Origin of the sequence: Defluviimonas aquaemixtae, assembly GCF_900302475.1 — a bacterium.
GTDB lineage: Bacteria > Pseudomonadota > Alphaproteobacteria > Rhodobacterales > Rhodobacteraceae > Albidovulum > Albidovulum aquaemixtae.
In genome coordinates, this window is sequence record NZ_OMOQ01000001.1 from 359,226 (window position 1) to 384,093 (window position 24,868).

The 24,868-nt window shown below is 63.8% G+C and carries 20 protein-coding genes; 15 read left to right on the forward strand and 5 right to left on the reverse strand.

All coding sequences use genetic code 11. The features are described from left to right. Positions 1 to 6 precede the first annotated feature (6 nt). Positions 7 to 2,793: a DUF2339 domain-containing protein gene (locus DEA8626_RS01850; RefSeq protein ID WP_108851361.1), complete on the forward strand. Its 2,787-nt coding sequence runs from the start codon at positions 7 to 9 to the stop codon at positions 2,791 to 2,793. On the opposite strand, the gene DEA8626_RS01855 is transcribed toward DEA8626_RS01850, so the two are convergent. Beyond that, on the reverse strand, positions 2,790 to 3,197 hold the full coding sequence (locus DEA8626_RS01855) for a group III truncated hemoglobin (RefSeq protein WP_108851362.1): 408 nt from the start codon (positions 3,195 to 3,197) through the stop codon (positions 2,790 to 2,792). The genes DEA8626_RS01850 and DEA8626_RS01855 overlap by 4 nt on opposite strands. Positions 3,198 to 3,416: 219 nt before the next feature. Between DEA8626_RS01855 and ileS the strand changes: the two genes are divergently transcribed. Next, positions 3,417 to 6,356 carry an isoleucine--tRNA ligase gene (gene ileS / locus DEA8626_RS01860; protein WP_108851363.1) on the forward strand — a complete coding sequence of 980 codons (2,940 nt, stop codon included), beginning with the start codon at positions 3,417 to 3,419 and terminating at the stop codon, positions 6,354 to 6,356. A 9-nt stretch (positions 6,357 to 6,365) separates the two neighbouring features. Here the strand turns inward: ileS and DEA8626_RS01865 are convergent, their stop codons facing one another. After that, a complete protein-coding gene (locus DEA8626_RS01865) occupies positions 6,366 to 6,575 on the reverse strand; it encodes a hypothetical protein (protein ID WP_108851364.1) in 210 nt (69 codons plus the stop codon). 69 nt (positions 6,576 to 6,644) lie between these two features. Here DEA8626_RS01865 and DEA8626_RS01870 point away from each other — a divergent pair, with 69 nt between their 5' ends. Both DEA8626_RS01870 and DEA8626_RS01875 read left to right on the forward strand, forming a co-directional pair. Continuing rightward, entirely contained in the window at positions 6,645 to 7,559 is a 915-nt protein-coding gene (locus DEA8626_RS01870) for a LysR substrate-binding domain-containing protein (protein WP_245890697.1), read from the forward strand. Next, positions 7,556 to 8,014 (forward strand): methylated-DNA--[protein]-cysteine S-methyltransferase, encoded by a 459-nt coding sequence (locus tag DEA8626_RS01875; protein ID WP_108851365.1) that lies wholly within the window; start codon positions 7,556 to 7,558, stop codon positions 8,012 to 8,014. The genes DEA8626_RS01870 and DEA8626_RS01875 overlap by 4 nt, the downstream gene beginning before the upstream one ends. Before the next feature lie 167 nt (positions 8,015 to 8,181). Here DEA8626_RS01875 and DEA8626_RS01880 read toward each other — a convergent pair whose 3' ends face one another. The 3 genes from DEA8626_RS01880 to DEA8626_RS01890 form a co-directional block, all read right to left on the reverse strand. Then, a complete protein-coding gene (locus tag DEA8626_RS01880) occupies positions 8,182 to 9,411 on the reverse strand; it encodes an ABC transporter substrate-binding protein (protein WP_108851366.1) in 1,230 nt (409 codons plus the stop codon). 604 nt (positions 9,412 to 10,015) lie between these two features. Next, the gene (locus DEA8626_RS01885; protein ID WP_108851367.1) at positions 10,016 to 10,471 is read right to left on the reverse strand and encodes a universal stress protein; all 456 of its coding nucleotides are present in this window, start codon (positions 10,469 to 10,471) and stop codon (positions 10,016 to 10,018) included. A 62-nt stretch (positions 10,472 to 10,533) separates the two neighbouring features. Then, complete coding sequence (locus tag DEA8626_RS01890) at positions 10,534 to 11,397, reverse strand: branched-chain amino acid aminotransferase (protein ID WP_108851368.1); 864 nt, start codon at positions 11,395 to 11,397, stop codon at positions 10,534 to 10,536. Between the two features lie 148 nt (positions 11,398 to 11,545). On the opposite strand from DEA8626_RS01890, the gene DEA8626_RS01895 reads away from it, so the two are divergent. The 11 genes from DEA8626_RS01895 (at position 11,546) to DEA8626_RS01945 (ending at position 24,848) form a co-directional block, all read left to right on the forward strand. Then, entirely contained in the window at positions 11,546 to 12,451 is a 906-nt protein-coding gene (locus tag DEA8626_RS01895) for an NAD-dependent epimerase/dehydratase family protein (protein WP_108851369.1), read from the forward strand. Then, complete coding sequence (locus tag DEA8626_RS01900) at positions 12,448 to 13,059, forward strand: sugar transferase (protein ID WP_108851370.1); 612 nt, start codon at positions 12,448 to 12,450, stop codon at positions 13,057 to 13,059. The genes DEA8626_RS01895 and DEA8626_RS01900 overlap by 4 nt, the downstream gene beginning before the upstream one ends. Before the next feature lie 176 nt (positions 13,060 to 13,235). After that, positions 13,236 to 15,149, forward strand: a complete 1,914-nt coding sequence (locus tag DEA8626_RS01905; protein ID WP_108851371.1) for a nucleoside-diphosphate sugar epimerase/dehydratase — start codon at positions 13,236 to 13,238, stop codon at positions 15,147 to 15,149. Positions 15,150 to 15,179: 30 nt separating this feature from the next. After that, positions 15,180 to 15,965, forward strand: a complete 786-nt coding sequence (locus tag DEA8626_RS01910) for a glycosyltransferase family 2 protein (RefSeq protein ID WP_108851372.1) — start codon at positions 15,180 to 15,182, stop codon at positions 15,963 to 15,965. 186 nt (positions 15,966 to 16,151) lie between these two features. Next, entirely contained in the window at positions 16,152 to 17,375 is a 1,224-nt protein-coding gene (locus tag DEA8626_RS01915) for an aminotransferase class I/II-fold pyridoxal phosphate-dependent enzyme (protein WP_108851373.1), read from the forward strand. Continuing rightward, positions 17,366 to 18,433, forward strand: a complete 1,068-nt coding sequence (locus DEA8626_RS01920) for a nucleotidyltransferase family protein (RefSeq protein ID WP_108851374.1) — start codon at positions 17,366 to 17,368, stop codon at positions 18,431 to 18,433. The genes DEA8626_RS01915 and DEA8626_RS01920 overlap by 10 nt, the downstream gene beginning before the upstream one ends. Beyond that, positions 18,433 to 19,686, forward strand: a complete 1,254-nt coding sequence (locus DEA8626_RS01925; protein ID WP_219929151.1) for a polysaccharide biosynthesis protein — start codon at positions 18,433 to 18,435, stop codon at positions 19,684 to 19,686. The genes DEA8626_RS01920 and DEA8626_RS01925 overlap by 1 nt, the downstream gene beginning before the upstream one ends. Before the next feature lie 16 nt (positions 19,687 to 19,702). After that, positions 19,703 to 20,722: an N-acetylneuraminate synthase gene (neuB, locus tag DEA8626_RS01930; protein WP_108851375.1), complete on the forward strand. Its 1,020-nt coding sequence runs from the start codon at positions 19,703 to 19,705 to the stop codon at positions 20,720 to 20,722. After that, positions 20,712 to 21,350 carry a NeuD/PglB/VioB family sugar acetyltransferase gene (locus DEA8626_RS01935; RefSeq protein WP_108851376.1) on the forward strand — a complete coding sequence of 213 codons (639 nt, stop codon included), beginning with the start codon at positions 20,712 to 20,714 and terminating at the stop codon, positions 21,348 to 21,350. Before neuB ends, DEA8626_RS01935 begins: the two co-directional genes overlap by 11 nt. A 45-nt stretch (positions 21,351 to 21,395) precedes the next feature. After that, positions 21,396 to 22,076: an acylneuraminate cytidylyltransferase family protein gene (locus tag DEA8626_RS01940; protein WP_108851377.1), complete on the forward strand. Its 681-nt coding sequence runs from the start codon at positions 21,396 to 21,398 to the stop codon at positions 22,074 to 22,076. 84 nt (positions 22,077 to 22,160) lie between these two features. Next, positions 22,161 to 24,848 (forward strand): CDP-glycerol glycerophosphotransferase family protein, encoded by a 2,688-nt coding sequence (locus tag DEA8626_RS01945; RefSeq protein WP_146188821.1) that lies wholly within the window; start codon positions 22,161 to 22,163, stop codon positions 24,846 to 24,848. The last annotated feature ends 20 nt before the right edge of the window (positions 24,849 to 24,868 follow it).

Consider the following 24,868-nt stretch of genomic DNA (forward strand, 5'->3'; position numbering starts at 1 on the left):
GCAGCGATGGAAGGTCTTCTCGTTTTGGCGGCGCTGGCTGTGCTGGCGATTCCGGTCGCCGTCGTCGTGCTCCTGATCTCGGTCTCGCGCCTTAAGGCGCGCGTGGCAAAGCTCGAACGCGCGCTGACGGAGCAGGCGAGAACGGTGCGTGACATCCTCACCCGCCCCGCCGCACCTCGGCCAGAGACATGGCAGGCTGACAGGCCCGCCGATGAGAGCGCGGCCGAGCCGACACCCGCGCCCGAACGCACCGCCGTGCTCCCCGAGACGCTGGCCGCCGAAGTCCCGCCCACGGGGGCCGACGCGCGGAGTGCCGAACCCGCAGGTCCCGCCAAGGGACCGTGGGCCGAACCCGTGCCATCCGCTCCTACGCTCCGGCAGACGCGTGGCGGCGGCGGGGCCGCGGCGCTCGGCGCCTGGCTGCGGGAGAACTGGGTGTACGCGATCTCGGCCCTGTCGCTCGCGCTGGCTGGCGTGTTCTTCGTGCAATACGGCGCCGAGAGGGGGCTATTGCCGCCCGAGGCGCGCGTGACTGCCGCCCTCCTCTTCGGCCTCGCGCTGGTCGCCGTCGGGGAATGGCTGCGCCGCCGCTACGGCGATGACGAACGCTCGAGCACGGCCTATCTGCCCTCCGCCTTTTCCGGGGCGGGGATCGTGTCGATCTTCGCAGGCGTTCTGGCCGCCCGTCAGCTCTATGGGCTGATTGGGTCCGAACTCGCCTTCGCGGGCTTCGTCGCAGCCGCCGCGCTCGCCATGATCCTCGGCTGGTTCCACGGGCCGTTCCTCGCCGCCTTCGGCCTGATCGGCGCCACTGCCGCGCCTTTCCTCGTCGGCGGCGACAGCGAGGCGCCCTATTGGCTCTACGCGTATTTCGCGCTTATCGCGGCGGCCGGGCTCGGCGTCGATACGATCCGGCGCTGGGCCTGGCTGTCGGTTCTGTCGCTCATCCTCGCCTACGCGGGCGGCTGGTTCGTCTTTGCGGGAACCGGCGGGGCCGGCTGGGCGGCGCTGATGTTCGCCGTCATTCCGGGACTCGCGATCTGCATCCCGGCCCGGGGGTTGCTGCCCGACCATGCGGGCGCGATGTTGGCCGAGGCGCTGGTGTGGAAGCGGCCCCTGCAGTTCCCGACGCTGCTTGCGGGCGGCGGGGTGCTGGCGTCTACGGCGCTTCTTACGCTCCTGCCGACCGAGAACGGTGCGGAAAGCACTCTGGTCTTCCTGTGCCTCGCCGTCCTCGCACTGGCGTTGACCGTCTGGTCCGGGGCGGCGCGCGCGATCTCTGACCTCACCGCCCTGCCGGTCGCCGGGTTCCTCCTGCGCCTCGTGATCGAGGCGGTGGAGCGCGGCCCGCTCGCCCGCGATTATGCTGCCGCCGCCATCGTCTTCCGCGCGCCCGAGACCGCGGGCCCCATGACCGCGACGCTCCTTCTTGGGCTCGCCACGGCGGTGACCCTGGCGGCGGCCTGGGCGAGCGGGGCCGCGGGCCGGCTGAAGCCCTTCTGGGCCGTGGGCGCGGCATTGGCAGCCCCGCTCGCCGCCGTGGTGCTGGAGATCTTCTGGACGCCCGCCGCCGTGACAGGCTCCTACGCTTGGGCGCTCCACGTCATCGCGCTCGCCGCGCTGATGGTGGCGCTCGCAACCGCTTTCGCCCGCGCCGACGGCCAAGACCGGCGCCGCGCGGCCTACGCGACGCTGTCGGCGCTGTCGCTCATCGCGCTTGCCCTGTTTCTCATCACGACGAAGGGTGCGCTGACGCTCGCGCTCTCGGCGCTCGTCGTCGTCGCCGCACTCATCGACCGGCGCTTCCGGCTACCGGAGATGTCGCTCTTCATCCAGGCCGGGGCGGTCGCGTTGTCGTGGCGGCTGATCGTCGATCCGGGGTTGTTCTGGGCGATCGAGCGCGCCGCGTTGTGGGAGGCGCTCGCCTCCTATGGCGGCGCGGCGGCCGCGATGGCGGTGGTCCTCTGGGCGCTGGCGGGACTCGGCCGCCGGGGCGCGAATGTCTTCGCCGAAAGCGCGGGTGCGGGCTTTTCCGCGCTTCTGGCCAACGTCCTCCTGACCCGGTGGCTGACGGGCGAGGGGATGGGCGATGCCGTCCTGTCGCACTGGGCGCTCAGCCTCAATGCGACGCCGTGGATCGTGCTCATGCTCGTCCAGCTTTACCGGCTAAAGCTCGGAGGCGCGCTCAGTTGGCTGCGCTGGGCGATCGCCGGGGGTGCCGGGCTGATCGCGCTCGGGGGGCTTCTCCTCGCGGCGGGACTGGCCAATCCGGCGATCGGCTGGAACAGCGGGCCGGAAACGCTGGTGCGCGGGCCTTTCGTGCTCGACACGCTCTTCGTCGCCTACGCGCTGCCCGGGCTCCTGCTTCTGGCCGCGCGGGTGCGGCTCGGTCATTTGAGGCGTTGGCTGCTTCTCGGCCTTGCCGGGATCGGGGGGGCGCTGGTGGCGCTTTACGCGGGGCTCGAGATCCGGCGCTTCTGGCGCGGTGACGACCTGACGGTGCCGGGCGTCACGCAGGCCGAGCTTTACAGCTACACGATCGCGATGATGGTGGTGGGCGCGGGGCTACTCTACCAGGCGATCGCGCGGCGGTCCCAAAGCCTCAGGCGCGTCGCGATGGCGGTGATCGCGCTCACCATCGCCAAGGTGTTCCTGATCGACATCTCGGGTCTCACTGGCCTCACGCGCGTCTTCTCGTTCCTCGCGCTCGGCCTGTCGCTCGCCGGTCTCGCCTGGCTAAACCGCTGGGCTGCCGGGCGGCAGGGTGAGGGGGAAGCGGGTAGCGCGGGTTAGACGAGCCTCGGCACCCCTCCCGGCAGGGTGGCCGTCTCGACCAGCCCGTAGCGCATCCCGCGCCCGATCCGGTGGGCGAGCGCCGACCAGGCCGCCGCCGTCGCGGGCTCAAGCTCGCGCGCCAGCACTGCGTCGAAAAGCTCGAGCCAGGCGTCGAACATACCTGGCCGGACATTGCCGGCCCGGCGATGCACCTCCATCGGATTTCCGTCGTAGCTGCGTTCGTAGAGGATGGCGTTGCGCCAGAAGCCAGCGATCTTCGCTTCGTGCGCGGGCCAGTCCGTGACATGGGTCGCGAAGACCGGCCCGAGGCCGGGATGGGCGCGGATGGCGGCGTAGAAGACGGCCACGATGCGGTCGATCTCTTCGGGCGTGACGCGAAAGCGCGGGGGGAGGGCGGTCATGCGGCCATCCTTGCGTCCGCGCGGGCTCCGACGCAAGGGACGCTTTGCCGCGCCTCTTTACCATCAACCGGCGCCTCCTTATAAGCCCGTGCCATGAGGCGCATATCCGCGATCATCATTCGAATTACCGGCCCGGCGTGCTGATCCTACAGGCGCCGGGAACAGGCGTTTGAATTTCCGCGCCGCCCCATCCAGAAGCTAGTCCGAGGACCGCCCGAGATGTGCGCCGATACCCCCGACAAGACCGCGCCCGACTATCGCAAGACCGTCTTCCTGCCCGAGACCGAATTCCCGATGCGCGCGGGTCTGCCCGCGCGCGAGCCCGATTGGCTGGCCCGCTGGGAAAAGATCGGCGTCTATGACCGCCTGCGCGGGAAGACGGGACGCGCACCCTTCATCCTGCATGACGGGCCGCCCTACGCGAACGGCCACCTGCATATCGGTCACGCGCTGAACAAGATCCTGAAGGACATGGTCGTCCGCTCGCAGCAGATGATGGGCCGCGACGCGCGCTACGTCCCCGGCTGGGACTGCCACGGCCTGCCGATCGAGTGGAAGATCGAGGAGCGGTACCGCCAGAAGGGGCTCGACAAGGACGATGTCGACGTCGTCGCCTTCCGTCAGGAATGCCGCCGGTTCGCCGAGGGCTGGATCGACGTCCAGCGGGATGAGTTCAAGCGGCTCGGCGTCACCGGCAACTGGCCCGATCCCTATCTCACGATGGACTACCACGCCGAAGCGGTGATCGCCGAGGAGTTCCTGAAGTTCCTGATGAACGGCACGCTCTATCAGGGCTCCAAGCCCGTGATGTGGTCGCCGGTCGAAAAGACAGCACTCGCGGAGGCCGAGGTCGAGTATCACGACCATACCAGCCACACGATCTGGGTGCGGTTTCCGGTCGTGTCGGCGTCCGAGTTCAAGGAACTCGACGGCTGCCTGCAGACCGATCTCCTGCAATCCGCCATCGTGATCTGGACCACGACTCCCTGGACGATCCCGCAGAACCGCGCCGTCGCCTTCAATCCGGATGTCACATACGGCCTATACGAGGTCGGTAGCGTCGGCGAACATTCCACTGCCAAGCCGGGCGAGACGCTGGTCGTCGCGGACGCGCTCGCCGATGCGATCTTCACCGCCGCGCGCGTCGAGGCACACAAGCGGCTCCGCGACGTAAGGTTTGAGGAACTCGCCGCGCTCACGCTCGCCCACCCCCTCCGCGGCGTCGAAGGCGCCAGCGGCGAATGGGACTACGACGTCCCCATGTTGCCCGGCGATCACGTCACCGACGAGGCCGGCACCGGCTTCGTCCACACCGCGCCCAGCCACGGTGACGACGACTACCAGCTTGGCCTGAAGCACGGCCTTCCGATGACCTACAACGTCACGGAGGACGGCTCCTTCCGCGCTGACCTGCCCTTGTTCGGAGGCGAGACGATCATCAACCCTGACGGCAAGGAAGGTCCCGCCAACGTCTCGGTGATCAAGAACCTCGCCTGGGCCGGCAAGCTTTTCGCAAAGGGCAAGATCAAGCACTCCTACCCCCACAGCTGGCGGTCCAAGGCGCCCCTCATCTACCGCAATACGCCGCAATGGTTCGTGGCCATTGACGCCAAGCTCGACGACGACATGGGCGAGCATGGGCAGACCATCCGTGCCCGCGCGCTGAAGAGCATCGACCACCTCGTCACCTGGACCCCGAAATCGGGCCGCAACCGGCTGCATTCGATGATCGAGGCGAGGCCCGACTGGGTCCTGTCGCGTCAGCGTGCCTGGGGCGTTCCACTTACCTGTTTCGTGAAGAAGGCTGCGAAGCCCGACGATCCGGATTTCTTGTTGAAGAGTGCCGAGATCAACGCCCGGATCGTCGCCGCGTTCGAGCGCGAGGGCGCCGACGTATGGTACCGGGAGGGCTTCAAGGAAGAGATGCTTGCGGGGGTCGCGGCACCGTCCGACTACGATCAGGTCTTCGACGTGCTCGACGTCTGGTTCGACAGCGGCTCCACCCACGCCTTCGTCCTCCGCGACCGGCCGGACGGGACGGAGGACGGCATCGCCGATCTTTACCTCGAAGGCACCGACCAGCATCGCGGCTGGTTCCATTCCTCGATGCTCCAGGCCTGCGGCACCAAGGGCCGCGCGCCCTATCGCGGCGTGCTGACCCACGGCTTCACGCTCGACGAGAAGGGCATGAAGATGTCCAAGTCCCTGGGCAACACGGTCGCGCCGCAAGAGGTCATCGACGAATACGGCGCCGATATCCTAAGACTTTGGGTTGCGCAGTCGGACTACACGGTCGACCTGAGGATCGGGAAGGAGATCCTGAAAGGCACTGCCGACAGCTATCGGCGGCTCAGGAACACGATGCGATTCATGCTCGGCAATCTCGCGGGCTTCGCCGAGACGGAGCGCGTCGCGCCCGCGGACATGCCCGAGCTCGAACGCTGGGTTCTGCACCGACTGGCCGAACTCGACCACGCCGTCCGCAAGGGCTATGCGGCCTATGACTTCCAGGGCGTGTTCCAGACTCTATTCACGTTCTGCACGGTGGACCTCTCGGCGGTCTATTTCGACATCCGCAAGGATGTGCTCTACTGCGACGCTGCGGACAGCATCTCGCGCCGCTCCGTACGCACCGTGCTCGACCTTCTGTTCCACCGGCTCGCGACCTGGCTCGCACCGATCCTCGTCTTCACGATGGAGGATGTCTGGCTGTCGCGCTTTCCGGGCGAGGAGTCCTCGGTTCATCTGATCGACATGCCGGAAACGCCGGCCGACTGGCTCGACGAACCACTCGCGCAGAAATGGGACAAGATCCGCCGTGTCCGGCGCGTGGTGACCGCCGCCTTGGAAGTGCAGCGCACGGCCAAGGTCATCGGGGCCTCGCTCGAGGCCGCGCCGGTCGTCCATGTCGAGGATCCGAGTGTGCTGAAGGCGCTGCAATCCGTGCCGTTTGCCGATATCTGCATCACTTCGGGCGTGCAGCTGACATCCGACCCGGTCCCGAACGACGCCTTCCGCCTGCCCGAAGTGCCTGGCGTCGGCGTCGTGTTTGAAGCCGCCGAAGGCGAGAAATGCCAGCGCTGCTGGAAGATCCTGCCCGATGTCGGCTCGCACCGCCATGAGGGCACCTGCGCGCGCTGCGACAGCGTTCTGGGCTGAGGAAGCGGGTCAGACGGAGTCCCAAACTCCGAAGCGGCGCCGCAACTCGAAGCGGGTCGCGCCCATGTCGTCCACGAGATGATCATCGTGCCGCATGAGGAGCGCGCGGATGCGCGCGCGCCCGGTGCGGCGGTCGCGCCACCGGACGAAAATGTCTCTGACCGTCAGGCGGCTAGGTGTGCCGGTGAAAAGGCGCGGCAGGGCGATCCTGTTTGGCATGGCGGGGCTCCTTGTGGTCCTGTCACGATTTTCGGGCAGGTCGCTGCATCAGGCAAACGAATAGACTTTATGCTCGATATCAGACATATTGATGCCATGCCTTCGCCCCTCGACAGCGATCTCCTGCGCAGCTTCCTTGCCGTTGCCGACGGCGGCAGCGTCACCGCCGCCGCGGGCCGACTGGGGCGCACACAGTCCGCGGTCTCGATGCAGATCGCCCGGCTGGAGGACAGTCTCGGCCAGCGCCTGTTCGACCGTCTGCCGCGCGGTGTCGCGCCGACGGAGCGCGGGGCGCAGCTCCTCCCCTATGCCCGCCGCGTCATCAGGCTAATGGACGAGGCCGCTTCGGCGCTGCGGTCCCGGCCGCTGCAGGGCCCGGTCCGCCTCGGAATTCCGCAGGATTACAGCGAAACGGTCCTGCCGGACGTCTTGAACGCGTTCCGCGCCCGCTATCCCGAAGTCGAGGTCACGGTGCGCTGCGACTATTCCGAACCGCAGATGGCGGCGATGCGGTCAGGCGAGCTTGACCTCGCCGTCGTCTTCGAGTGGGACAGCCTCGCGCGGACGGGAGGGGAGGTGCTCTGTGTCGAACCGACCGTCTGGGTGACCTCGACGACGCATGAGCAGCACCTTCAATCGCCGCTTCCGATCGCCCTCTACTTTCACTCCGACTGGTGCCGGCAGCGTCTGATCCCGTCGCTGGAGCGTCACGACATCGCCCATCGGATCGCTTTCGAATGCGATACGGTCGGTGGGTTTTTCGCCGCCGCGCGGTCCGGCCTCGCGGTCGTGGCCTTATCGCGCAGTACGATCCCTGACGGGTGCCGCGCACTGACCGAGGCGGAGGGGTTTCCCGTCGTGGATTCCGCGGGCCTTGTGCTGCACAGATCCCCGCGCGGCTCATCGGAGGCCATCGATGCGCTTGCCGACGCAATCCGCGGGGCATTTCGCCCGGCGGGTCTGTTCCCGGAGCATGGGGCATGACCCGGTCGGTCGCCTATTCCAGCCCGCTCGGCCGGCTGGTCATCACCGAAACCGACGGTGCGATCAGCCGTCTGGAATGGCGCGGCGCGGAGGTGGAGTGCGAGCCGTCCGCCCTTCTCGATGAGGCCTGCCGCCAGCTCGCCGAGTATTTCAACCGGCAGCGAGAGGCGTTCGATCTCCCGGTCGCGTTCGCGCCGGGACTGACGGGTGCCGTGATGCGGGCGATGTGCGCCATTCCCTTCGGCGACACACGGACCTACGGCGATCTGGCGAAAGAGCTAGGCGTGCCGGCGCAGGCCGTGGGCCAGGCCTGCGGCGCCAATCCGGTCCCGGTGATCGTGCCGTGCCACCGAGTGCTCGGGGCCTCCGGCCTCGGCGGGTTCTCGGCGCCGGGCGGGGTGGAGACCAAGGTGGCGCTTTTGAAGCACGAGGGCGCGGCGTCACTCCTGATCTGAGGGCGGCGAGGTCGGCAACAGCGGCGAGCGCGGCTTCTTATCAATTCGCAAGACGCCATTCATCGGTCCACCTCGGACCCGCATTTACGTGGCAGTGGATGCCCGCTTCACGATATAGGGCGGCTGCGCGCGAGTGCCCTCTCTGACCGCCATTCGGCGAACAACCGTCAATTCTTCATTGCCAAGGGCCAGGCGTCGATGACCTCGCCGAACAGTTCCCAGCGTTCGCCGTCAAAGCGCATCAGCTGCATCTGCTCGATCGGATAGGAATCTGTCTCACTGGTGTTCAACGTGATGCCGGGAAGCAGCACGTCGAGTTCGACGTTCTGCATGCTGCTGACCGCTTCCATCACGCCAGCGCGGGTGAGATTGTCGCAGGCCGCCTTCAGTACATGCTCAAGCGCCTGCGACACGCCGTAACCAACGATCGTGGCACTGTGGCCTTTGTCGCCCTCGGGATAGTATTCGTCCATGAAGGCATTCCACTTCTGCATGCCCTCATCGTCGCTCCATTTTGGATCCTGGGCAACTTTCGTGAAGTGGGCAGTGATCATGCCCTTCGCGGCTTCCACCGCGGCCGGCTCCAGTCTCAGAACCGCTGTCCTTCCGACACCGACAACGAACTGAGTGGGCTTCCATTCGATCTCCTGCGCGTTGCTGATGGCCTGCCCGGCGAATTTGGGGATCGCAGCGTATAGAACGATATCGGCTCCTGACTCCTTGAAGTTGGCAATCTGCGCATCGACGTCGGGATCGGAGGTGACATATGGCTGTTCGGAAACGATCATCTCGTCCGCCTTCTCGCCGAGCCCGGCGCGCAGTCCGTTGACGAAGTCCTTTCCGAATTCGTCGTCTTGGAAAAGGATGCCGATCCTGCCGTCAGGATAGGTGTCCAGGATGTATTTCGCGTAGATCTTGGCTTCGGACGTATAGGGAGGGTGGAAGCCCATGGTCCACGGAAACTCCTTGCGATGCCCCCATTTTGACGCGCCGGAACTGACGAAGATATGGGGCACCTCCTGCTCATTGAGGTACTCGCGGATGGCCGAATTGGTAGCCGTGCCGATGGTGCTGTAGATCAGGAACACGCCGTCTTCTTCCACCAGCTTCTTTGCCGCCGCCAGGGTCTTCGGCGGGCTGTAGGCATCGTCATAGGCGACGAGCTCGATTTGCCGTCCGCATACCCCGCCTTCGGCATTCAGCATGTCCATGTAGGCCTCGTCGGTCTTGTTCACCATGGAATAGCTCGCCGCGGGCCCGGTGAAGGGGCCGATTGTCCCGATCCTAATTGTCGAGTCCGTCACGCCGGTATCCAGCGCCCAGGCCCCTGTCATGGCAGCCGATGCGGCAATGGTAGCTCCGAAAAAGGCTGATCGTGACTTGAAATTCATCTGCATTTTGAGCTCTCCGACTAGAAATTGATGATCGTAGGAACAGGAAGCCACTTAGGTGCCGCGCCATTTCACAGGCTCCCAGCACCAGACAGGCTTTGCGCCGGCACTCAGCTAGAAGTTTAGCTTTCTGCGTCGACCTTCGCTTGACGAGCGTCAAAGAGAGGTTTTCAGGTCGTATCCGTTACGGCTTGATTGCTCGCGTCTTCACCGAGCTTGTGTGTTCGCGGTAGATTTGGATGAGCGCCGCTTTGCCGCAGGCCCACAAGGCTAGCCGATTGCGATTTACATCGCGACGGTTTGCGGAATGGCGAAAGCTTGTATCAGTGCAATCTGTCAGTGGCGATGAGCTCCCGTCGCGGCTGTTCGGAAAAGAGAATAGCGAGATAGGTCACTCTTCAGCCGCAGGCGCATTCCGGTGCGCTTCAAATCGACGTTTGTTCCGGATTCCAAGCGGTCACGGGAGGCGGGATGCGGGTGCAGGGGGTGCGTGGCGCGGCGTTTGAATGGCGTGTTGCACCGGTGCGAAATGCTTTCGGAAAAGCTAACGTCACAAGAAAAGCTTATTAAATTCAGCCTGTTGCCACTGCCTTCACGCGTGAAATCTGGCTCAGGTGATCGCTTCCAGCCGCTCCTTCGACATCTCGCCGGGCACGATCGTGATCGGGATCGGCAGGTTGCCGGAGGTCTTCGAGAGCTGCGTGACAAGCGGTCCGGGGCCCGACTTGTCGGTGCCCGCGCCGAGAACGAGGACGCCGATCTCGGTGTCCTCCTTGATCTGGTCGAGGATTTCCGACACCGGCTCGCCCTCGCGAATCACGAGTTGCGGCTCGATCCCCTGGCGGTCGCGCATCCATTTCGCGAACACCTCGAAATGCGCCTCAATCCGTTCACGCGCCTCGGCACGCATGATGTCGCCGACGCCGATCCAGTGCTGGAACTCCTCAGGCGGGATAACCGAGAGTATTGTCACTCCCGCCCCGGTATGCGCGGCGCGCAACGCGGCGAACCGCATCGCGTTCAGGCATTCGCGGCTGTCGTCGAGCACCACCAGAAACTTGCGCATGAATATCCCCCGTCAGAAGGCGCGATCATGGCCGCTCGTGCGGGCCAAGGCAATCCTCGCCGTCAATCAGCCGAATGGGCCCAGTCCCAGTAGAGCTCGCGCACGCGCTTCGCCACAGGGCCGTGCTGATAGTGGGTACCGTCGAATTCCACGACCGGCGTCACCTTCGACATGTTGCCCGACAGAAAGACTTCGTCCGCGGCGCGGAAGTCGTCGAACCCCAGCACGCATTCATGGACCTTCACGCCGTCGGCGACGAGGTTGTCGATGTGGCGGGCCCGCGTGATCCCCGACAGGAAGGTGCCGTTGGGGATCGGGGTGAAGACCTCGCCGTCCTTGGCCATGAAGACGTTCGCCGTCGCCGTCTCGGCCACATTGCCGAGCGCGTCGGCTACAAGCGCGTTGTCGTAGCCCTTCGCGTTTGCCTCGGCGAGCATCCGCGCATTGTTCGGATAGAGGCAGCCCGCCTTTGCGTTCGTGACCGCCGAGTCGAGCACCGGCCGGCGGAACCGGGTCGTCGTCAAACGGGTCGTGCTGCCTGCCGGCGCCATCGGAATCTCTTCGAGGCAGATTGCGAAGCCGGTGGCGCCAAGCTTCGGCACGACGCCCAGATCGCCGCCGTCAAGTGCCCAGTACATCGGCCGGATGTAGACGGCGGCATCCTTGGGACAGAGGCCGAGCCCCTCGCGCGCGATTGCGGCGATCTCTTCGGCTGAATGAGTCGGCGTGATCATCATCGCCTCGGCCGACCGGTTCACGCGCGCGCAGTGCTTGTCGAGATCGGGTGCGATGCCCTCGAACCAGCGTGCGCCGTCGAAGACTGTCGTACCGAGCCAGCTGCCGTGATCGGCCGCCCGCATCACCGCGACGTCTCCGTCATGCCACTGACCTTCGAACCATGTACGGATGTTTCTGCCCGTCGCCATTCCGTCGTTCCTCCGCGCCGACACCCCTTTTGGCGCGCATGATGGAAAAGCGGGCGGCGAAGCACAACCCGCCTCCGAGCCGCCTCCCGCCGTTTCCAAACCTGCCCGGCAGTGATAATCCCGCTCCGAACCGCCGGATCACGAACCGATGCCGAACACCAGCAGATCAGCCGAACCCAAGCGCCCCGCCGATATCGGGCGCGTGCTGGTCGTGGGCGGAAGCGGCAAGCTCGGCCGTCTGCTGCGCCTCGCCTGGAATGCGGCGGGGCAGGGGGGGCTTGCTTGGCAGGATCGACGGGTCGGGCCGCTCGTCTTTGACCCGCTGGCCGAGTCCGAGCGTTTCGCCGCTGCCGCCGAAGGAACGGACGCGATATTAAACCTCGCTGGTCCGACCGGCGGCGATGCCAAGGCGCTCGAAGTTCACACCGACCTTGCGCTCGCTGCCTTGCAGGCGGGGCGGGACGCGGGTGCGGGTCGGGTGTTTCTAGTCTCGAGCGCTGCGGTCTACGGCGCCCCCACCGGCCCGGCATCGGAAGTCACCGCGCTGTCACCGCTTGCCGACTATGGCAGGGCCAAGCAGGAGATGGAGCAGAGGGCCTGGGGCTGGCGTGCCACCGCCGGGCCAATCCCGCCGGAGATGACGATACTGCGCATCGGCAATGTCGCGGGCGCCGATCAGCTTCTTGGTGCAGTACCGCGAGCGGAACCACAGGCGCTCGATCTCTTCGCCGACGGGCGGGGACCGGCGCGCAGCTATATCGGCCCACTGGCACTGGCACGCGTGCTAGCGGCGCTCTTTGCGATGTCGCGCAAGGGGCAGGCGTTGCCGGAAGTCCTCAACGTCGCGCTCGATGGCACGGTCCGGATGGACGAGCTACTGGACGCCGATGGCCGCGATTGGCGGGCACGGCCGGCGCCGGAAACGCTCCCACGGGAAGTCGCGCTTGACGTCGCGCGACTGCGGGGTCTGGTTTCCTGGTTGCCCCGCGCTGAGGCGGGCCAGGTCGCGGCGGACTACCGAGCGGTTGTGGCCAAGGGGGAGGGCACGCGATGACACCCGGAAAGCGTTTCTTCGACATCGCGCTTGCACTCTTGCTTCTGCCGCTGTTCCTGCCGCTCATGGGCACTATCGCGATCGCGCTTCTCGCCGCTCAGGGACGGCCGGTCCTTTACGCGTCCGAACGCATGCGAGATCCCTCCCGTGCGTTCAATCTGTGGAAGTTCCGCACGATGCGGCCGGCGCCCGTCGACAGCGGTGTTTCCGGCGGTGACAAGAACGCCAGGATCACGCCCACGGGCAAGCTGTTGCGGCGCAGCCGGCTCGACGAACTGCCGCAGATTTTCAACATTCTCGCCGGAGACATGAGTTTCGTCGGCCCCCGTCCACCACTTCGGCAATATGTGGATGCGTTTCCCGAAACTTACAGTGCGGTTTTAAAGTCGCGTCCCGGCGTGACGGGGCTCGCATCGCTTCTCTATCACCGTCACGAGGAGCGAGTACTCGCCCCGTGCGCGAGTGCCGAAGAGACGAATCGTGTTTATTCAAGGCGTTGCATCCCTGTGAAGGCGCGTCTAGACCTCATCTATCAGCGAAACCAAGGCATCTGTTTCGACATCGCGATCCTCGCCCGTACCCTCGCATCTGTTGCGAATCGGTCCTAAACGCGCGGAAACCGGTGATTTTCCGCCGAAAAGCCTGTGGAAATCGTACAACCGCGGGTATGGTCTTGCAGAGTTCGGCGACGGCTCTATTACTGCGACGGCGACAATAATAACACGCACCTCTCGGGTTTCCGGATCGGTTTCCTGAGCAGCGTGGCGAACGAGGTGGCACATCCATGGTGAAGCTCGTCCTGTCGATGACGCGCGCGCAAAAGCGACTTGTGCTTCTGTTTTTTGACATCGGTTTCGTACCCGTCGCCTTCCTCGCTGCCTCGGTCATCCAGTACAGCACGATCACACCCATCCGTTTTGTCACGGCAAACTGGCCGTTGGTGCCGCTTCTGATGGTCGCGAGTTTTGCGCTGTCGTTCCCGCTCAGGACAGCGGAAGTGCGGCTCAAGTACTACGACATGGCGGCGGCACAGAAGACGGCGCTGTTTGCCGCGATCCTTGGCGCGATAAGTGCTGCTCTGGCCACGATCGGCGCGCTTGGCGCACCGGCCGGGTTCCACGTCATCTTCGGCCTCGTATTCTTTGCGCTGTGCGCAGGCAGCCGGATCTGCCTGCTGCATTTGCTGCTTGCCATCTACCGGCAAAGCGCGGAGATTTCGCGCGTTCTGATCTATGGCGCGGGCAGGACGGGGATGGCGCTAGCCGCCGCGCTGCGCAGCCGCACCGATATCCTGCCAATTGCCTTCGTCGACGACAATGCGACGCTCCGCGGCCTGATCGTCGCGGGACTGCCGGTCTACTCGGGCGCCCATGTCGAACGTATCCTTGCCCACCACCGGATCGACCGGGTGATCCTCGCGATGCCGTCACTGTCGATTCACAAGCAGAACCTTCTGTCCAGCCGGATGGCCAAGCTCGGGCTTGAAGTGCAGACGATGCCGGCCTTTGCCCAACTCATCGGTGAAGACAACATGGTCGACAAACTCATGCCAGCGGGCCCGAGCGCGCTTCTGAGCCGGGCCGGCCTGCATGACGAGATCAATTGCGGCTGCGACGCCTATCGCGACGCGAACGTCATGATCACGGGTGCCGGCGGGTCGATCGGGCTCGAACTGTGCCGCCAGGTCATCGCCTGCCGCCCGGCCCGGGTCGTGCTGTTCGAACTGAGCGAGGTCGCACTCTACAACGCCGAAATGGAGATGCGGCTTCTGACCGAGGGTCTGGATATCCGCATCGTGCCGGTCCTTGGCTCGGTCGGCGACGGGCCGCTCGTAGAGCGTGTGCTGACCGATCACCGGATCGACGTCGTTCTGCACGCGGCCGCCTACAAGCATGTGCCGCTCGTCGAGGCCAACGCGCGTGCCGGAATCGCGAACAACGCTCTTGCAACGGCGGCCCTCGCCCAGAAGGTGCGGGCGTGCGGCGTGGGCCGTTTCGTCCTCGTCTCGTCCGACAAGGCCGTCCGTCCGGCGAGCGTGATGGGCGCGACAAAGCGCATCGCCGAATTGGTTGTGCAGGGGCAGGCTGCGCAGAGCACCAGCACCGTCTTTTCGATCGTGCGCTTCGGCAACGTGCTTGGCTCTTCGGGGTCGGTCATCCCGCTCTTCCAAGAGCAGATCGCCGCCGGAGGCCCGGTTACGCTGACCGACGAGGCGGTCACGCGCTACTTCATGACAATCCAGGAAGCGGCGCGGCTGGTGCTGATCGCGGGCAGCCTCGCCGAGGGCGGCGAGGTCTTCGTTCTCGACATGGGGGCGCCCCTTGCAATCCGTGAGCTTGCCCGGCGACTGATCGAGATGTCTGGCTACACGGTTCGGGATGCGGCGAATCCCGACGGTGACATTGAGATCGTGATCACTGGTCTTAGACCGGGTGAGAAACTTCACGAAGAACTCATGGTAAGTAAGGGCGCCAAAATGACCGCCCATCCGAAGATCATCTCGGTCCGCGAGGCGCATCTGTCGGAGTTGGAATTGGCGGCTCTCCTGCGTGACCTGAGGGACGCGGTCGAGAACTGCGATGAGATAGCTTTGACCGCCACGCTGCGCCGTTGGATTGCGGAGTATGAGCTTGGCGCGCCAATTGCCGTGTCGCCTGCGCAGCAGCAGGGCGGCCGCAATATAGTCGCTGGGGAATGAGTCCCCGACTCGCCGCAAGGACCACACAGAATGCGGTCTGTTAACGAGAGTACTGGCGTCGGTGATTGCGAAGCCGATCCGGTCCCATCAGTGTCAGTTGTCATGCCGGTGCGAGATGCCGCGGCGACGCTGACCGACGCCATAAGATCAGTGCAATCGCAGACGTTCAGCGGCTGGGAACTGATAATCTTCGATGACGGTTCGAAGGATGCGAGCCGCCGAATTGCCGAAGATCATGCGGCCGGAGATCAGCGAATCGTCGTGATGCGTTCGGAGGCGGGGCAGGGTGCCGCCGCGGCGCGCAATAGGGCCATCTCGGTCGCCAAGGGAAAATACGTTGCGTTCCTGGATGCCGACGACCTCTGGCTGCCGGAAAAGTTAGAGCGCCAGATTGCCTTCATGCGCCAGACCGGCGCGGCCCTGACGTTCACCGCCTATTGCCGTCGGGACAGCGCGGGCCGCGAGAGAGTGCGACAGGTGCCGAAGCATGTCGACTATGAGACGTTGCTGCGCGGTAATGTCATCGGTTGCCTGACAGCGGTCTATGACCGCGAGAAACTCGGCCGGAAATACATGCCCGAAATTAGACGCCGCCACGACTTCGCGCTATGGCTTGAAATCGTGATGCAGAGTGGTCCGGCGCAGGGGCTGAACGAAACGCTCGCCGTTCACCGCGTGCGTCCCGGATCGCTCTCGGCCAACCGGATCGCGGCAACCATTGACACTTGGCGCATGTATCGTGAGCGGATCGGTCTTTCGCGTTGGCAGGCCGGTCGCAACCTGGCTGCGCATCTGATGCAACGGGTTTTCAGATGAGCGGATTTCAGCACTCAGCATCGCTTGCACCAACTTTCCCGCGGTTGGTGTCATTCCCGTGGATTGGGATTATTGCAGGGTTGGCGTAAGAATTTACCAGAAGCGCTTTGACAGCAACCTCGCAATGGAAGAAATCGTAGCCGACTCGCACGATCCGGCCACAATCTGGAGTGGACTAGTACAGATATGAAGATTCCACTGGCAATCCCTGATCTGACCGGGAACGAGTCCGCGTACCTTCAGGAGTGCATTGCTTCCTCTTTCGTTTCTTCTGTCGGGCCGTTCGTTCATCGGTTCGAGGCGGAGATTGCCGAACTGAGCGGCAGCAACCGCGCGGTGGTCGTAAGTTCCGGCACGGTCGCGCTTCAGATCGCGCTGGAAACGCTGGGGATTTCGGCGGGCGATCTCGTCATGGTTCCGAGCCTCACATTCATCGCCAGCGCCAACGCCGTTCGCCATTCTGGAGCGAATGTCTGGCTAGTCGACAGTGGCCGCGAGTATTGGTCGCTGGATCTGGCGCTCTGCCGGCGGTTGATCGAGGACGAAACAGAACAGCATGCGAAGGGACGGCGCCATGTCGCCAGCGGCCGCATTCTGCGCGCCATCATGCCGGTAATGATCATGGGCGCGAGCGTCGATCTCGAAGGGTTTGCGGCACTTGGTCGGGAATTCGGCTTGCGTATCGTCGTCGACGCCGCCGCTGCAATCGGCGCGGAGGCGAGTGGCGGCACGAATCTAGCCAAGACCGGCGTTGATGCCGTTTGCTATTCGTTCAATGGCAACAAGACCATCACCTGCGGCGGCGGCGGAGCCATTGCGGCCGCTGAAGATGAGTTGATGGTGAATGCCGCGCATCTCATCTCTACCGGCCGGGTCGGAGAGAACTACGAACACGACATCGTAGCCTACAACCACCGAATGACGAACATCCAAGCCGCTGTCGGTGTGGCCCAGCTGGAACGGCTGCCGCAATTCCTGCGCCGCAAGCAGGAGGTCGGCGCGTACTACGACGACTTGGCCGCACGACACTCCGATCTGTCCCCATTCCCCGCGCCGCCTTTCGGCTCAAACACACGCTGGTTTTCCGGCGTCTGGTACACCGGTGGCGATTTGTCACTTTGCAACGCGTTTCGCGCTCATATGAAATCCGCGGGCGTCGATCTGCGGCAGTTCTGGAAACCCGTGCACTTACAAGCCCCCTACTCCGATGCGCTTGCCAGCAGGATGCCCGTGGCGGAGGACCTGTGGCCGCGCATCTTCCCGCTTCCTTGCTCCTCAGGTCTTTCGGCGGAGGACCTTGCGACCGTCGTTGCCGCGGCGGACGACTTCTGGGGTCGGAATGCAGGCCGTGATGCCTCCAGATCCGGCGCGGTGACGGCGGGCGGCAGGACGGAGGCGGAATGCGGTTGACGACGCTGACAGGCGAGGACCTGCGTCGCGTCTGCGTGCGCACCGACCAGTCGGTACGCGAGTCGATGGCCGTAATGAGCGATGCGGGCCTGCGACTTGCCCCAGTTCTGGATGCCGAATCCGGTCGTTTCTATGGTGTTGCGGCGGATGGTGATCTCCGCCGTTTCCTGGCCGCGAACGGTTCGCTCGAAGCGCCTGTATCGGATGCGGCCAACCGGAATCCTGTGGTTCTCGAAGAGGTCTTGAATCCGACCGAGGTGCGCTCTCGTATGCTATGGCGCGGGATAGAGTACCTGCCCCTATTGCGCGGCGACAGATTGGAGGCGCTGTATGTCCTCTGGACGGTTAGTGCACCGGAACGGCTGACCGCGGTAATCATGGCTGGTGGGCTCGGATCGCGCCTGAAACCGCTTACCGATGCCTGCCCGAAACCGCTGATCAAGCTCGGCGGCAAGCCTATTCTAACTCACATAATCGAGCATCTGCGCAACGAGGGCGTGGGGCGCTTTGTCCTGTCCATCAACTATCTCGGCGACATGATCGTCGATCACTACGGTGACGGCGCTTCGCTCGGCGTGGAAATTGCCTATGTGCATGAAACATCGCGCATGGGAACAGGCGGCGCACTGGGCCTGATCGACCCGGCCACATTGTCGGAACCCTTCGTGTGCCTGAATGGCGATATCCTCAACGATCTCGATCTCAACGCCTTGAGAGAGAGGCATTTGAGCAGCGGATGGGACGCCACGATGGTCGTGCGCGACCACAACTACACAGTCCCATACGGTGTCGTGAGGAAGACCGACGACGGCAGCTTTGTCGGCAGTGAAGAGAAGCCGACAATGGTTTTCCAGATCAATGCTGGCATCTATATGCTCTCCAAATCGGTTCTACCGGTGGTGCCGAAAGGCCGGTTTTACGATCTGCCGACGCTGTTCGAAGATATGCGCACCCGAGATCTCCGTAGCGGCACGTTCACCCATCAGGGCCGCTGGATCGACGTCGGGACGCGTGAGGAGTATGAACGGGCACTGGATATATTCGAGGCGGGCTACTGATGCTGGATATGGATCTGTCCAATGCGGCGCTCGATCGCGAAATTGTCGGTCGCGGGACAAGTTTCTTTGCAGCCGATATCGACGCGCTGAAGGGTAGTCTGACCGAGATGATCTCGGGATCGCGCATATTGGTTATAGGCGGTGCGGGCTCCATCGGGTTTCAAACGCTGCGCACTGTTGCCGCGTTCGGGCCGAAGGCGATGCACGTGATCGACCATAATGAAAATGGCTTAGCAGAACTGGTGCGTGCGGTCCGCGCGTCGCCCGTCCCGTTCCCAGTCGATGACTTTCTGACGTTGCCATTCGACTATGGCGGCGCCCCCTTCGCGCTTTGGCTGAACGCGCGCGCTACGGACTACGATTACGTCCTGAACTTCGCCGCGCTTAAGCACGTACGCAGCGAAAAGGACGCCTACAGTATCCTGGCAATGCTGGAAACCAACGTCCTGCATCTTGAGAACCTTGCTCGCATGTTGGCGGAGGCGCGGGGGCTGAAGCGTATGTTCTGCGTGTCGACCGACAAGGCGGCCAATCCAAGCTCGATGATGGGTGCGACGAAGCGGCTGATGGAGCACGCGCTGTTTCTGCCGATGCAGGATCGGGCGGAGCCGCTGGCGAGCACCTCGGCGCGGTTTGCGAATGTCGCCTTTTCCAACGGTTCGTTGCTGCAGTCATGGCAGATGCGTCTGGCGCAGCGGCAGCCGATGGCCTGCCCCGAGGGTTGCCGCCGGTTCTTCGTGACCCTGCCTGAATCCGGTCATCTCTGCACGCTTGCCGCATTCGGGCTGGAGCCCGGCGGCATTGCCGCGCCAGCTCTCAGGCCGGAAAAGCATCTGGTGCTGTTACAGGATGTTGCGACTCGGTTCCTCCAATCGCAGGGGATTGCGCCGGTCTTCACCCGCGATGAAGCTGAGGCGCTTTCCAGCGTAGAGGCTCTCGCGGCGGCCAGGAAATGGCCGGTGCTGCTGACCCCCCTCGATACCGCCGGCGAAAAGCCCTACGAGGAGTTCGTCGCCGAAGGCGAAGAGGCGCTGGTGACGCCGATGCCCTCCATACTGCGCATCGCATACAAGGCGCCCCAGAACCCGGATGCCTTCGCGAGACTTCTGGACGATCTGAAAGGCCTTCTCGGCCGCAGCCACCAGTCGCGGCCCGTCACCATCGATGAATTGAAAGCATCTATCGGTGCGGTCGAAGCGAGCTTTCTGAAAGGCCACGTTGTGAGCGCGAAATCCCTCGACCAGCGGATCTAGGCGGAAGGCCGATATCATGAAAGATCGCTGCTACGTCATTGCCGAGATCGGTGTTAACCACAATGGAGATGAGTCGCTCGCCCGGCAGCTGATCGACGCGGCCGCGGTTGCTGGTGCCGATGCGATTAAGTTCCAAACCTTCTATGCCGACGAGCTGGTGACCCGGAGCGCCAGTAAGGCTGCTTACCAGATCGCGAACACCGAAAGCGATGAAAGCCAGTATCAGATGCTGAAATCGCTGGAACTGGACGATCAGGCCTACATCCGCTTGAGCGCCTATTGCGCGGAGCGGGGGGTTGATTTTCTCTCCACACCTTTCAGCGAACGGGCGGCGGATCTACTCGAAAGGATCGGGGTCGGCTCCTACAAGGTCAGTTCAGGCGATCTGACTCATCTGCCGCTCCTGCGCCACATCGCACAGAAGTGTAAGCCGGTCATCCTGTCGTCGGGTATGGGCACGCTGTCTGAAATCGAGGATGCACTGAGTGCGATTTATTCGGAGGGGAACCGGCAAGTATCCGTCCTCCATTGCGTGTCGAACTACCCGGCAGCACCTTCGGACTGCAATCTGGCCGCGATGCGAACGATCGCGCGGGCGTTTGCGATCCCGGTAGGCTGGTCAGATCATACGATGGGCGAGGCGGTTTCGCTGGCGGCGGTTGCACTTGGCGCTTCGATCATCGAGAAACACATTACGCTCGACCGCGCTCTGCCCGGCCCCGATCACGAGGCCTCGATGGAGCCCGCGGAGTTCTCGGCATTCGTCGCCAATATCCGTGCGGTGGAAAGCGCGATCGGCGATGGGCGCAAGACCCCCACCGAACAGGAGCGGGAAACCGCAAAGCTCGGCCGGAGGTCGCTTGTCACCACGCGCGCGATGCGCGCCGGCGAGGAGTTGACCGCCGCGGATCTGGCGATCTTGCGACCCGGTACCGGGATTGCGCCGCGCTACCTTCCATTCGTGATCGGACGGCGCGTGAAGGTCGATCTGGACGAGAATGTGCCCCTGACGCTCGGCCATTTGCATGGCGGGTGAGGGTTCGCCTCTTGTTATCATAGGCGGCGGCGGCCACGCCGTCGTCGTGGCCGAGGCGCTTGCGCTCTCGGGACAGGCGGCCATCGGCTACATCGCACCAGAGGCCGCGGAGCGGGCGTCCAAGGTTCTCGGGGAATGGCTTGGAAATGACGATGCAATAGACGCGCTGGCCGCCGACGGTGCGCGGTTCGTCCTCGGTTTAGGCTTCGTTGATGCAGCCGGGGCGGCTCGCCGGCGGCGCTTGCTCGGGAACCTGAGCACGGCGCAGATGCCAGTGGCCTTGCATCCGTCCGCGGTCGTCTCTCGGTCCGCGCACCTTGATGATGGCGTCTTTGTCGGGGCCGGGGCGATCGTCGGTCCGGGCGCGGTGGTGGAAAGAGCGGCAATCATCAATTCAGGCGCGATCGTCGAACATGACTGCCGTATCGGCGCGAACACCCATATCGCCACCGGCAGCCAAATGGGAGGCAATGTCTCGATCGGTGCCGATTGCCTTATCGGCCTTGGAGCCGTTCTGAGGCAGGGCGTGACCATCGGCGACGGCGCGGTGGTCGGGGCGGGGGCGGTGGTAGTCAGCGATGCGGCCCATGGCGCGATGGTGCTTGGCGTGCCGGCGCGGCAAGTCTGAGGATGCAAGCGGTCTCTGCATGGGACCGCAGGGGAGACGAATGAGATGACGACGATCGCAACGATCTGTGCCAGGGGGGGCTCTACGGGAGTTCCGCGCAAGAACGTGCGTGATCTCTGCGGCAAGCCGCTGATCGCCCACACGATCGAGCAGGCGCTTGCCTGCCCCGAGATCGACGCGGTCTATGTCTCCACCGACGACGACGAGATCGCTGAAGTCGCGCGTAGTTGGGGGGCGACGGTCCCGTTTCGTCGCCCCGACGAGATGGCAACGGTCACCGCGCCGAAACTGCCTGTGATCCAGCACTTGGTGGCTCATGTGGTCGACAGCGGCGTCGATGTGAGCTGCATAGTAGATCTCGACCCGACATCGCCCCTGCGCGCCGTATCTGACATCTCGAATGCAATCGCGCTTCTGGATGACGAAACGGATGTAGTCATCACCGGCTATGAAGCGGAAAAGAACCCGTATTTCAACATGGTAGAGGTCGCCGCAGACGGCACTGTCGGACTCGTCAAATCGCTCGGCCACACGGTGACATCGCGCCAGGAGGCGCCAGAAGTATTGTCGATGAATGGCTCGGTTTATGTTTGGCATCGGCACAGTCTGGACAAGGGATTATGGCACGGACGAGCGAGGGTCTACCGGATGCCGCGAGAACGGTCGGTCGATATCGATCACGAGCTGGATTTCTTGTTGGTTGAACTCTTAATGAAACGGGCCTGACGGACGATCCTTTCGGATCGAGCATTGTCCGGCGGCGAAATACGGCTCGGCGCGGAAAAGGTGGAGTGAATGCTAGGAGACTGGGTGTCGAAACGCATCGGTCGAATGTATCACGGGGCCCGTATTCTTCCCCGGTTTCTGGGCGACTCTCGCATGTCCGCGTTCTCGAAGCGCATCTGGGCGCCATTGAAGCGGCGTCTAGCGTGGGGCATGCGTTTTGTCGCGATTCGACAGGCTCGGGTTGTCGATAAGGTCTTCGGCGTTGCCACGGGCAACCAGTTCTTCTGGACATCGCCGACGATGCCCAAGGGCTGGGAAGACGTGCAGCGACGGGTGTTCTTTCTGCATGGCCGTCGCAGGTCTGATCTCGATCAGTTCGTTGAACTCGCCTTCTCGCGCAGCAGCGACTTTGTGGTCTGGACTGGGCTTGCCCGTTCGAGCCTTACGAAAGAGCGTGCCGCAGCCGTGCTCTGCGCGCTCGACCCTGAAGCTGATGCGGGTCTGGCCCGGCGCATCCGCACCAGCCACGTCAGCGCGGCGGCCGTGGTGGGAGCCGGTGCGATTTGCCTCGACGAGGGGCAGATGCAGCGTCTTGCCCGCGCGGTCGAAGCGCTTCTGCCATGGCAGACCGAAGGCTACAGCGCGGCTATCGACAGTCTCGGCGCACGGTTGGATCAACCCCCACGGGACGCCTGTCTGCGCAGCCTCCCCGAGAGCGGCTTCCGCAGCCGCAAACGGCACTGCCTGATTGTCGCTTCCACACTGAGAGACACGCAAAACCTGTCACTTTTTTTCGGGGGTGCGGAAGAAGTTACGCTTTACTCGCTCAGCGATCTCTATGGGAAGGCGGACTTTGCCGGCGAGCCGCTTCACTGCGACCGAGATCTTCCGATCAACGTCGAAAATGCGCGGAGCCGTGTGACCCGGTTCTCGGCGGAGTACCACGCGCTCCATCAGGAAACGCGGGACCAGGCAAAGCGTATCTATGATGATTTGGCTATGACTGGGGAAGGGGTTGACTGGTTGCCGCCAGACACTCGCATTTTCGCGGAAATGAACCTTGCCGACCGCCTGTTCTTCCCGTCGCTCACCTTGGCGGCCCTGCGCAGACTGATCGTCGATCCCGAATTTGACCACATCGTCATCGCCTTGGGCTCGCGAATAGAGGATCGCGATTTTTGCGCCATGCTTGCAGGGCTGGATGAGTTGACCACCGATCCGCGGGTGGAGGTCGTTTCGACCGCGAAATCCGTGTCGGAAAGGCTAACGTTCGCGCCGCGCCTGGCTGAGCTGCGGAACGGGTCAATGGAACTGCCCGACAGTGGCTACTGGGGGCCGCCTCCGTCCGTCTATGCAGGTCAATTTCACGATGTCATTCGAGATGCGACGGCGCCGATTGTTGAATGGTCGCGGGATGGCCGAACCCGCGTGTTGTTCCTCTGTGCCGCCACGAGCGCCTACAATGACTCCACCGCTGCCTATCTGGATGCGTTGCTGAAGCGATTTGAAACGCGGATGGGCTTCGCCGGAAGCAATCCTCTGCCGGTCTTGAACGAAATGGGAGCGCCCGGTGAAATTGCGGCTACGGAAATATACCGGCTGCAAACCAGCATCTCCAAGTCCCAGGAACTGCGCTTGGTCGGGATCAAAGCCTGGTTGGACGGTCTTCTGCGCCGCGTGGTCCGTGAGATGATTCAGGACGGCCGCCGCTCCATCCCGGTGCATCTACTGGCCGTCCGCAGGGCCTACTTTGTGCGCGAAGCGCTCATTTCCTTTATGGTCGAGGCGCATTCGATCGATCGTTGGTTCTCCAAAATGAGCGCGGCGGATGCATTGCCCGAAGTGGTCGTCATGTCACCATATCGCGATATGTTCGTTGCGAATGCGGTGGCGGCCGCGCGTCGCTACAGCGTACGCAGCATCGCGCTTGAGCCGCATGGGCTGAATGCCAACTACTGCCGCTACGCCACGATCCACAGTGATTTTTGCGGCGTCATCACCGAAGCGTTTCGCCGTGAGGCTGCGTCGGGGTTTGGGATCCCATTGGAGCGTTGCAGGACAGTTGGATCTCCGCGCCTGACTGCGCCGGAAAGTTACGAGATGCAAGCGCGAACAGAAGCGGCACGGCAGGCCGCCAGCCGAGATTACGGGTATAGCTTTCAGGATGGACGGCTGGTCCTCGCGTTCTTCTCCCAGCCGACGAACTGGAATCAGCTTGGGAAAGTCTGGCGGATACTGCTCGAAGGCAGCGCCGAACAGGACGTCCAGATCTTCCTGAAGGCCCATCCCGAAGAAGCCCCGTCGCGGGCTTTGCGCTATCTCGAAATCGCGGCGGACCTCGGCCTGGGTGACCGGGTGGAGATTTGGAAAGGCAATGCCAAGGAGGCCATCGAATGCGCCGATATCGTGCTTGCCGCCTACAGCGCAACGGTGGTCGAGGCGGCATCGCTGCGCCGGCCAGTCATCTGTCTCGCACCGGAGGGTGTTGATTACCCCTTGGAGCAGCATCGCATCGTCGGCGCACCGCTTCTGCGCAACCCGGCAGAACTGGCCAGAATGCTTTCCGAATTCGTGAAGGATCCTTCTGCGATGCGGGCCGAGGCGGCTCAGTTTGTGACGCAGGAACAGCAGATCATGGAAGGGATCGACGTCAGTCTCGCTCGGCTTGTGCAAGAGATCGTCGACATGCCAGCGGGGCAAGCGATCCGAGACCAAAGCGATCTGCCGGAAAGCTGCTTTCTCGCCGGGCCTCACAGGCCGTTTCAGGTCTGATCCGAGCTGCGGGCCGTCCC

Bases quoted from the DNA above. Each gene is read 5' to 3' on its own strand.
- DEA8626_RS01870 (WP_245890697.1), top strand. From the start codon at position 6,645: ATGCTCGATATCAGACATATTGATGCCATGCCTTCGCCCCTCGACAGC.
- DEA8626_RS01890 (WP_108851368.1), bottom strand. From the start codon at position 11,397: ATGGCGACGGGCAGAAACATCCGTACATGGTTCGAAGGTCAGTGGCAT.
- DEA8626_RS01850 (WP_108851361.1), top strand. From the start codon at position 7: ATGGAAGGTCTTCTCGTTTTGGCGGCGCTGGCTGTGCTGGCGATTCCG.
- DEA8626_RS01935 (WP_108851376.1), top strand. From the start codon at position 20,712: ATGGCGGGTGAGGGTTCGCCTCTTGTTATCATAGGCGGCGGCGGCCAC.
- DEA8626_RS01865 (WP_108851364.1), bottom strand. From the start codon at position 6,575: ATGCCAAACAGGATCGCCCTGCCGCGCCTTTTCACCGGCACACCTAGC.
- DEA8626_RS01855 (WP_108851362.1), bottom strand. From the start codon at position 3,197: ATGACCGCCCTCCCCCCGCGCTTTCGCGTCACGCCCGAAGAGATCGAC.
- DEA8626_RS01895 (WP_108851369.1), top strand. From the start codon at position 11,546: ATGCCGAACACCAGCAGATCAGCCGAACCCAAGCGCCCCGCCGATATC.
- DEA8626_RS01880 (WP_108851366.1), bottom strand. From the start codon at position 9,411: ATGCAGATGAATTTCAAGTCACGATCAGCCTTTTTCGGAGCTACCATT.
- neuB (WP_108851375.1), top strand. From the start codon at position 19,703: ATGAAAGATCGCTGCTACGTCATTGCCGAGATCGGTGTTAACCACAAT.
- DEA8626_RS01905 (WP_108851371.1), top strand. From the start codon at position 13,236: ATGGTGAAGCTCGTCCTGTCGATGACGCGCGCGCAAAAGCGACTTGTG.
- DEA8626_RS01915 (WP_108851373.1), top strand. From the start codon at position 16,152: ATGAAGATTCCACTGGCAATCCCTGATCTGACCGGGAACGAGTCCGCG.
- DEA8626_RS01920 (WP_108851374.1), top strand. From the start codon at position 17,366: ATGCGGTTGACGACGCTGACAGGCGAGGACCTGCGTCGCGTCTGCGTG.
- DEA8626_RS01910 (WP_108851372.1), top strand. From the start codon at position 15,180: ATGCGGTCTGTTAACGAGAGTACTGGCGTCGGTGATTGCGAAGCCGAT.
- ileS (WP_108851363.1), top strand. From the start codon at position 3,417: ATGTGCGCCGATACCCCCGACAAGACCGCGCCCGACTATCGCAAGACC.
- DEA8626_RS01900 (WP_108851370.1), top strand. From the start codon at position 12,448: ATGACACCCGGAAAGCGTTTCTTCGACATCGCGCTTGCACTCTTGCTT.
- DEA8626_RS01875 (WP_108851365.1), top strand. From the start codon at position 7,556: ATGACCCGGTCGGTCGCCTATTCCAGCCCGCTCGGCCGGCTGGTCATC.
- DEA8626_RS01925 (WP_219929151.1), top strand. From the start codon at position 18,433: ATGCTGGATATGGATCTGTCCAATGCGGCGCTCGATCGCGAAATTGTC.
- DEA8626_RS01885 (WP_108851367.1), bottom strand. From the start codon at position 10,471: ATGCGCAAGTTTCTGGTGGTGCTCGACGACAGCCGCGAATGCCTGAAC.
- DEA8626_RS01940 (WP_108851377.1), top strand. From the start codon at position 21,396: ATGACGACGATCGCAACGATCTGTGCCAGGGGGGGCTCTACGGGAGTT.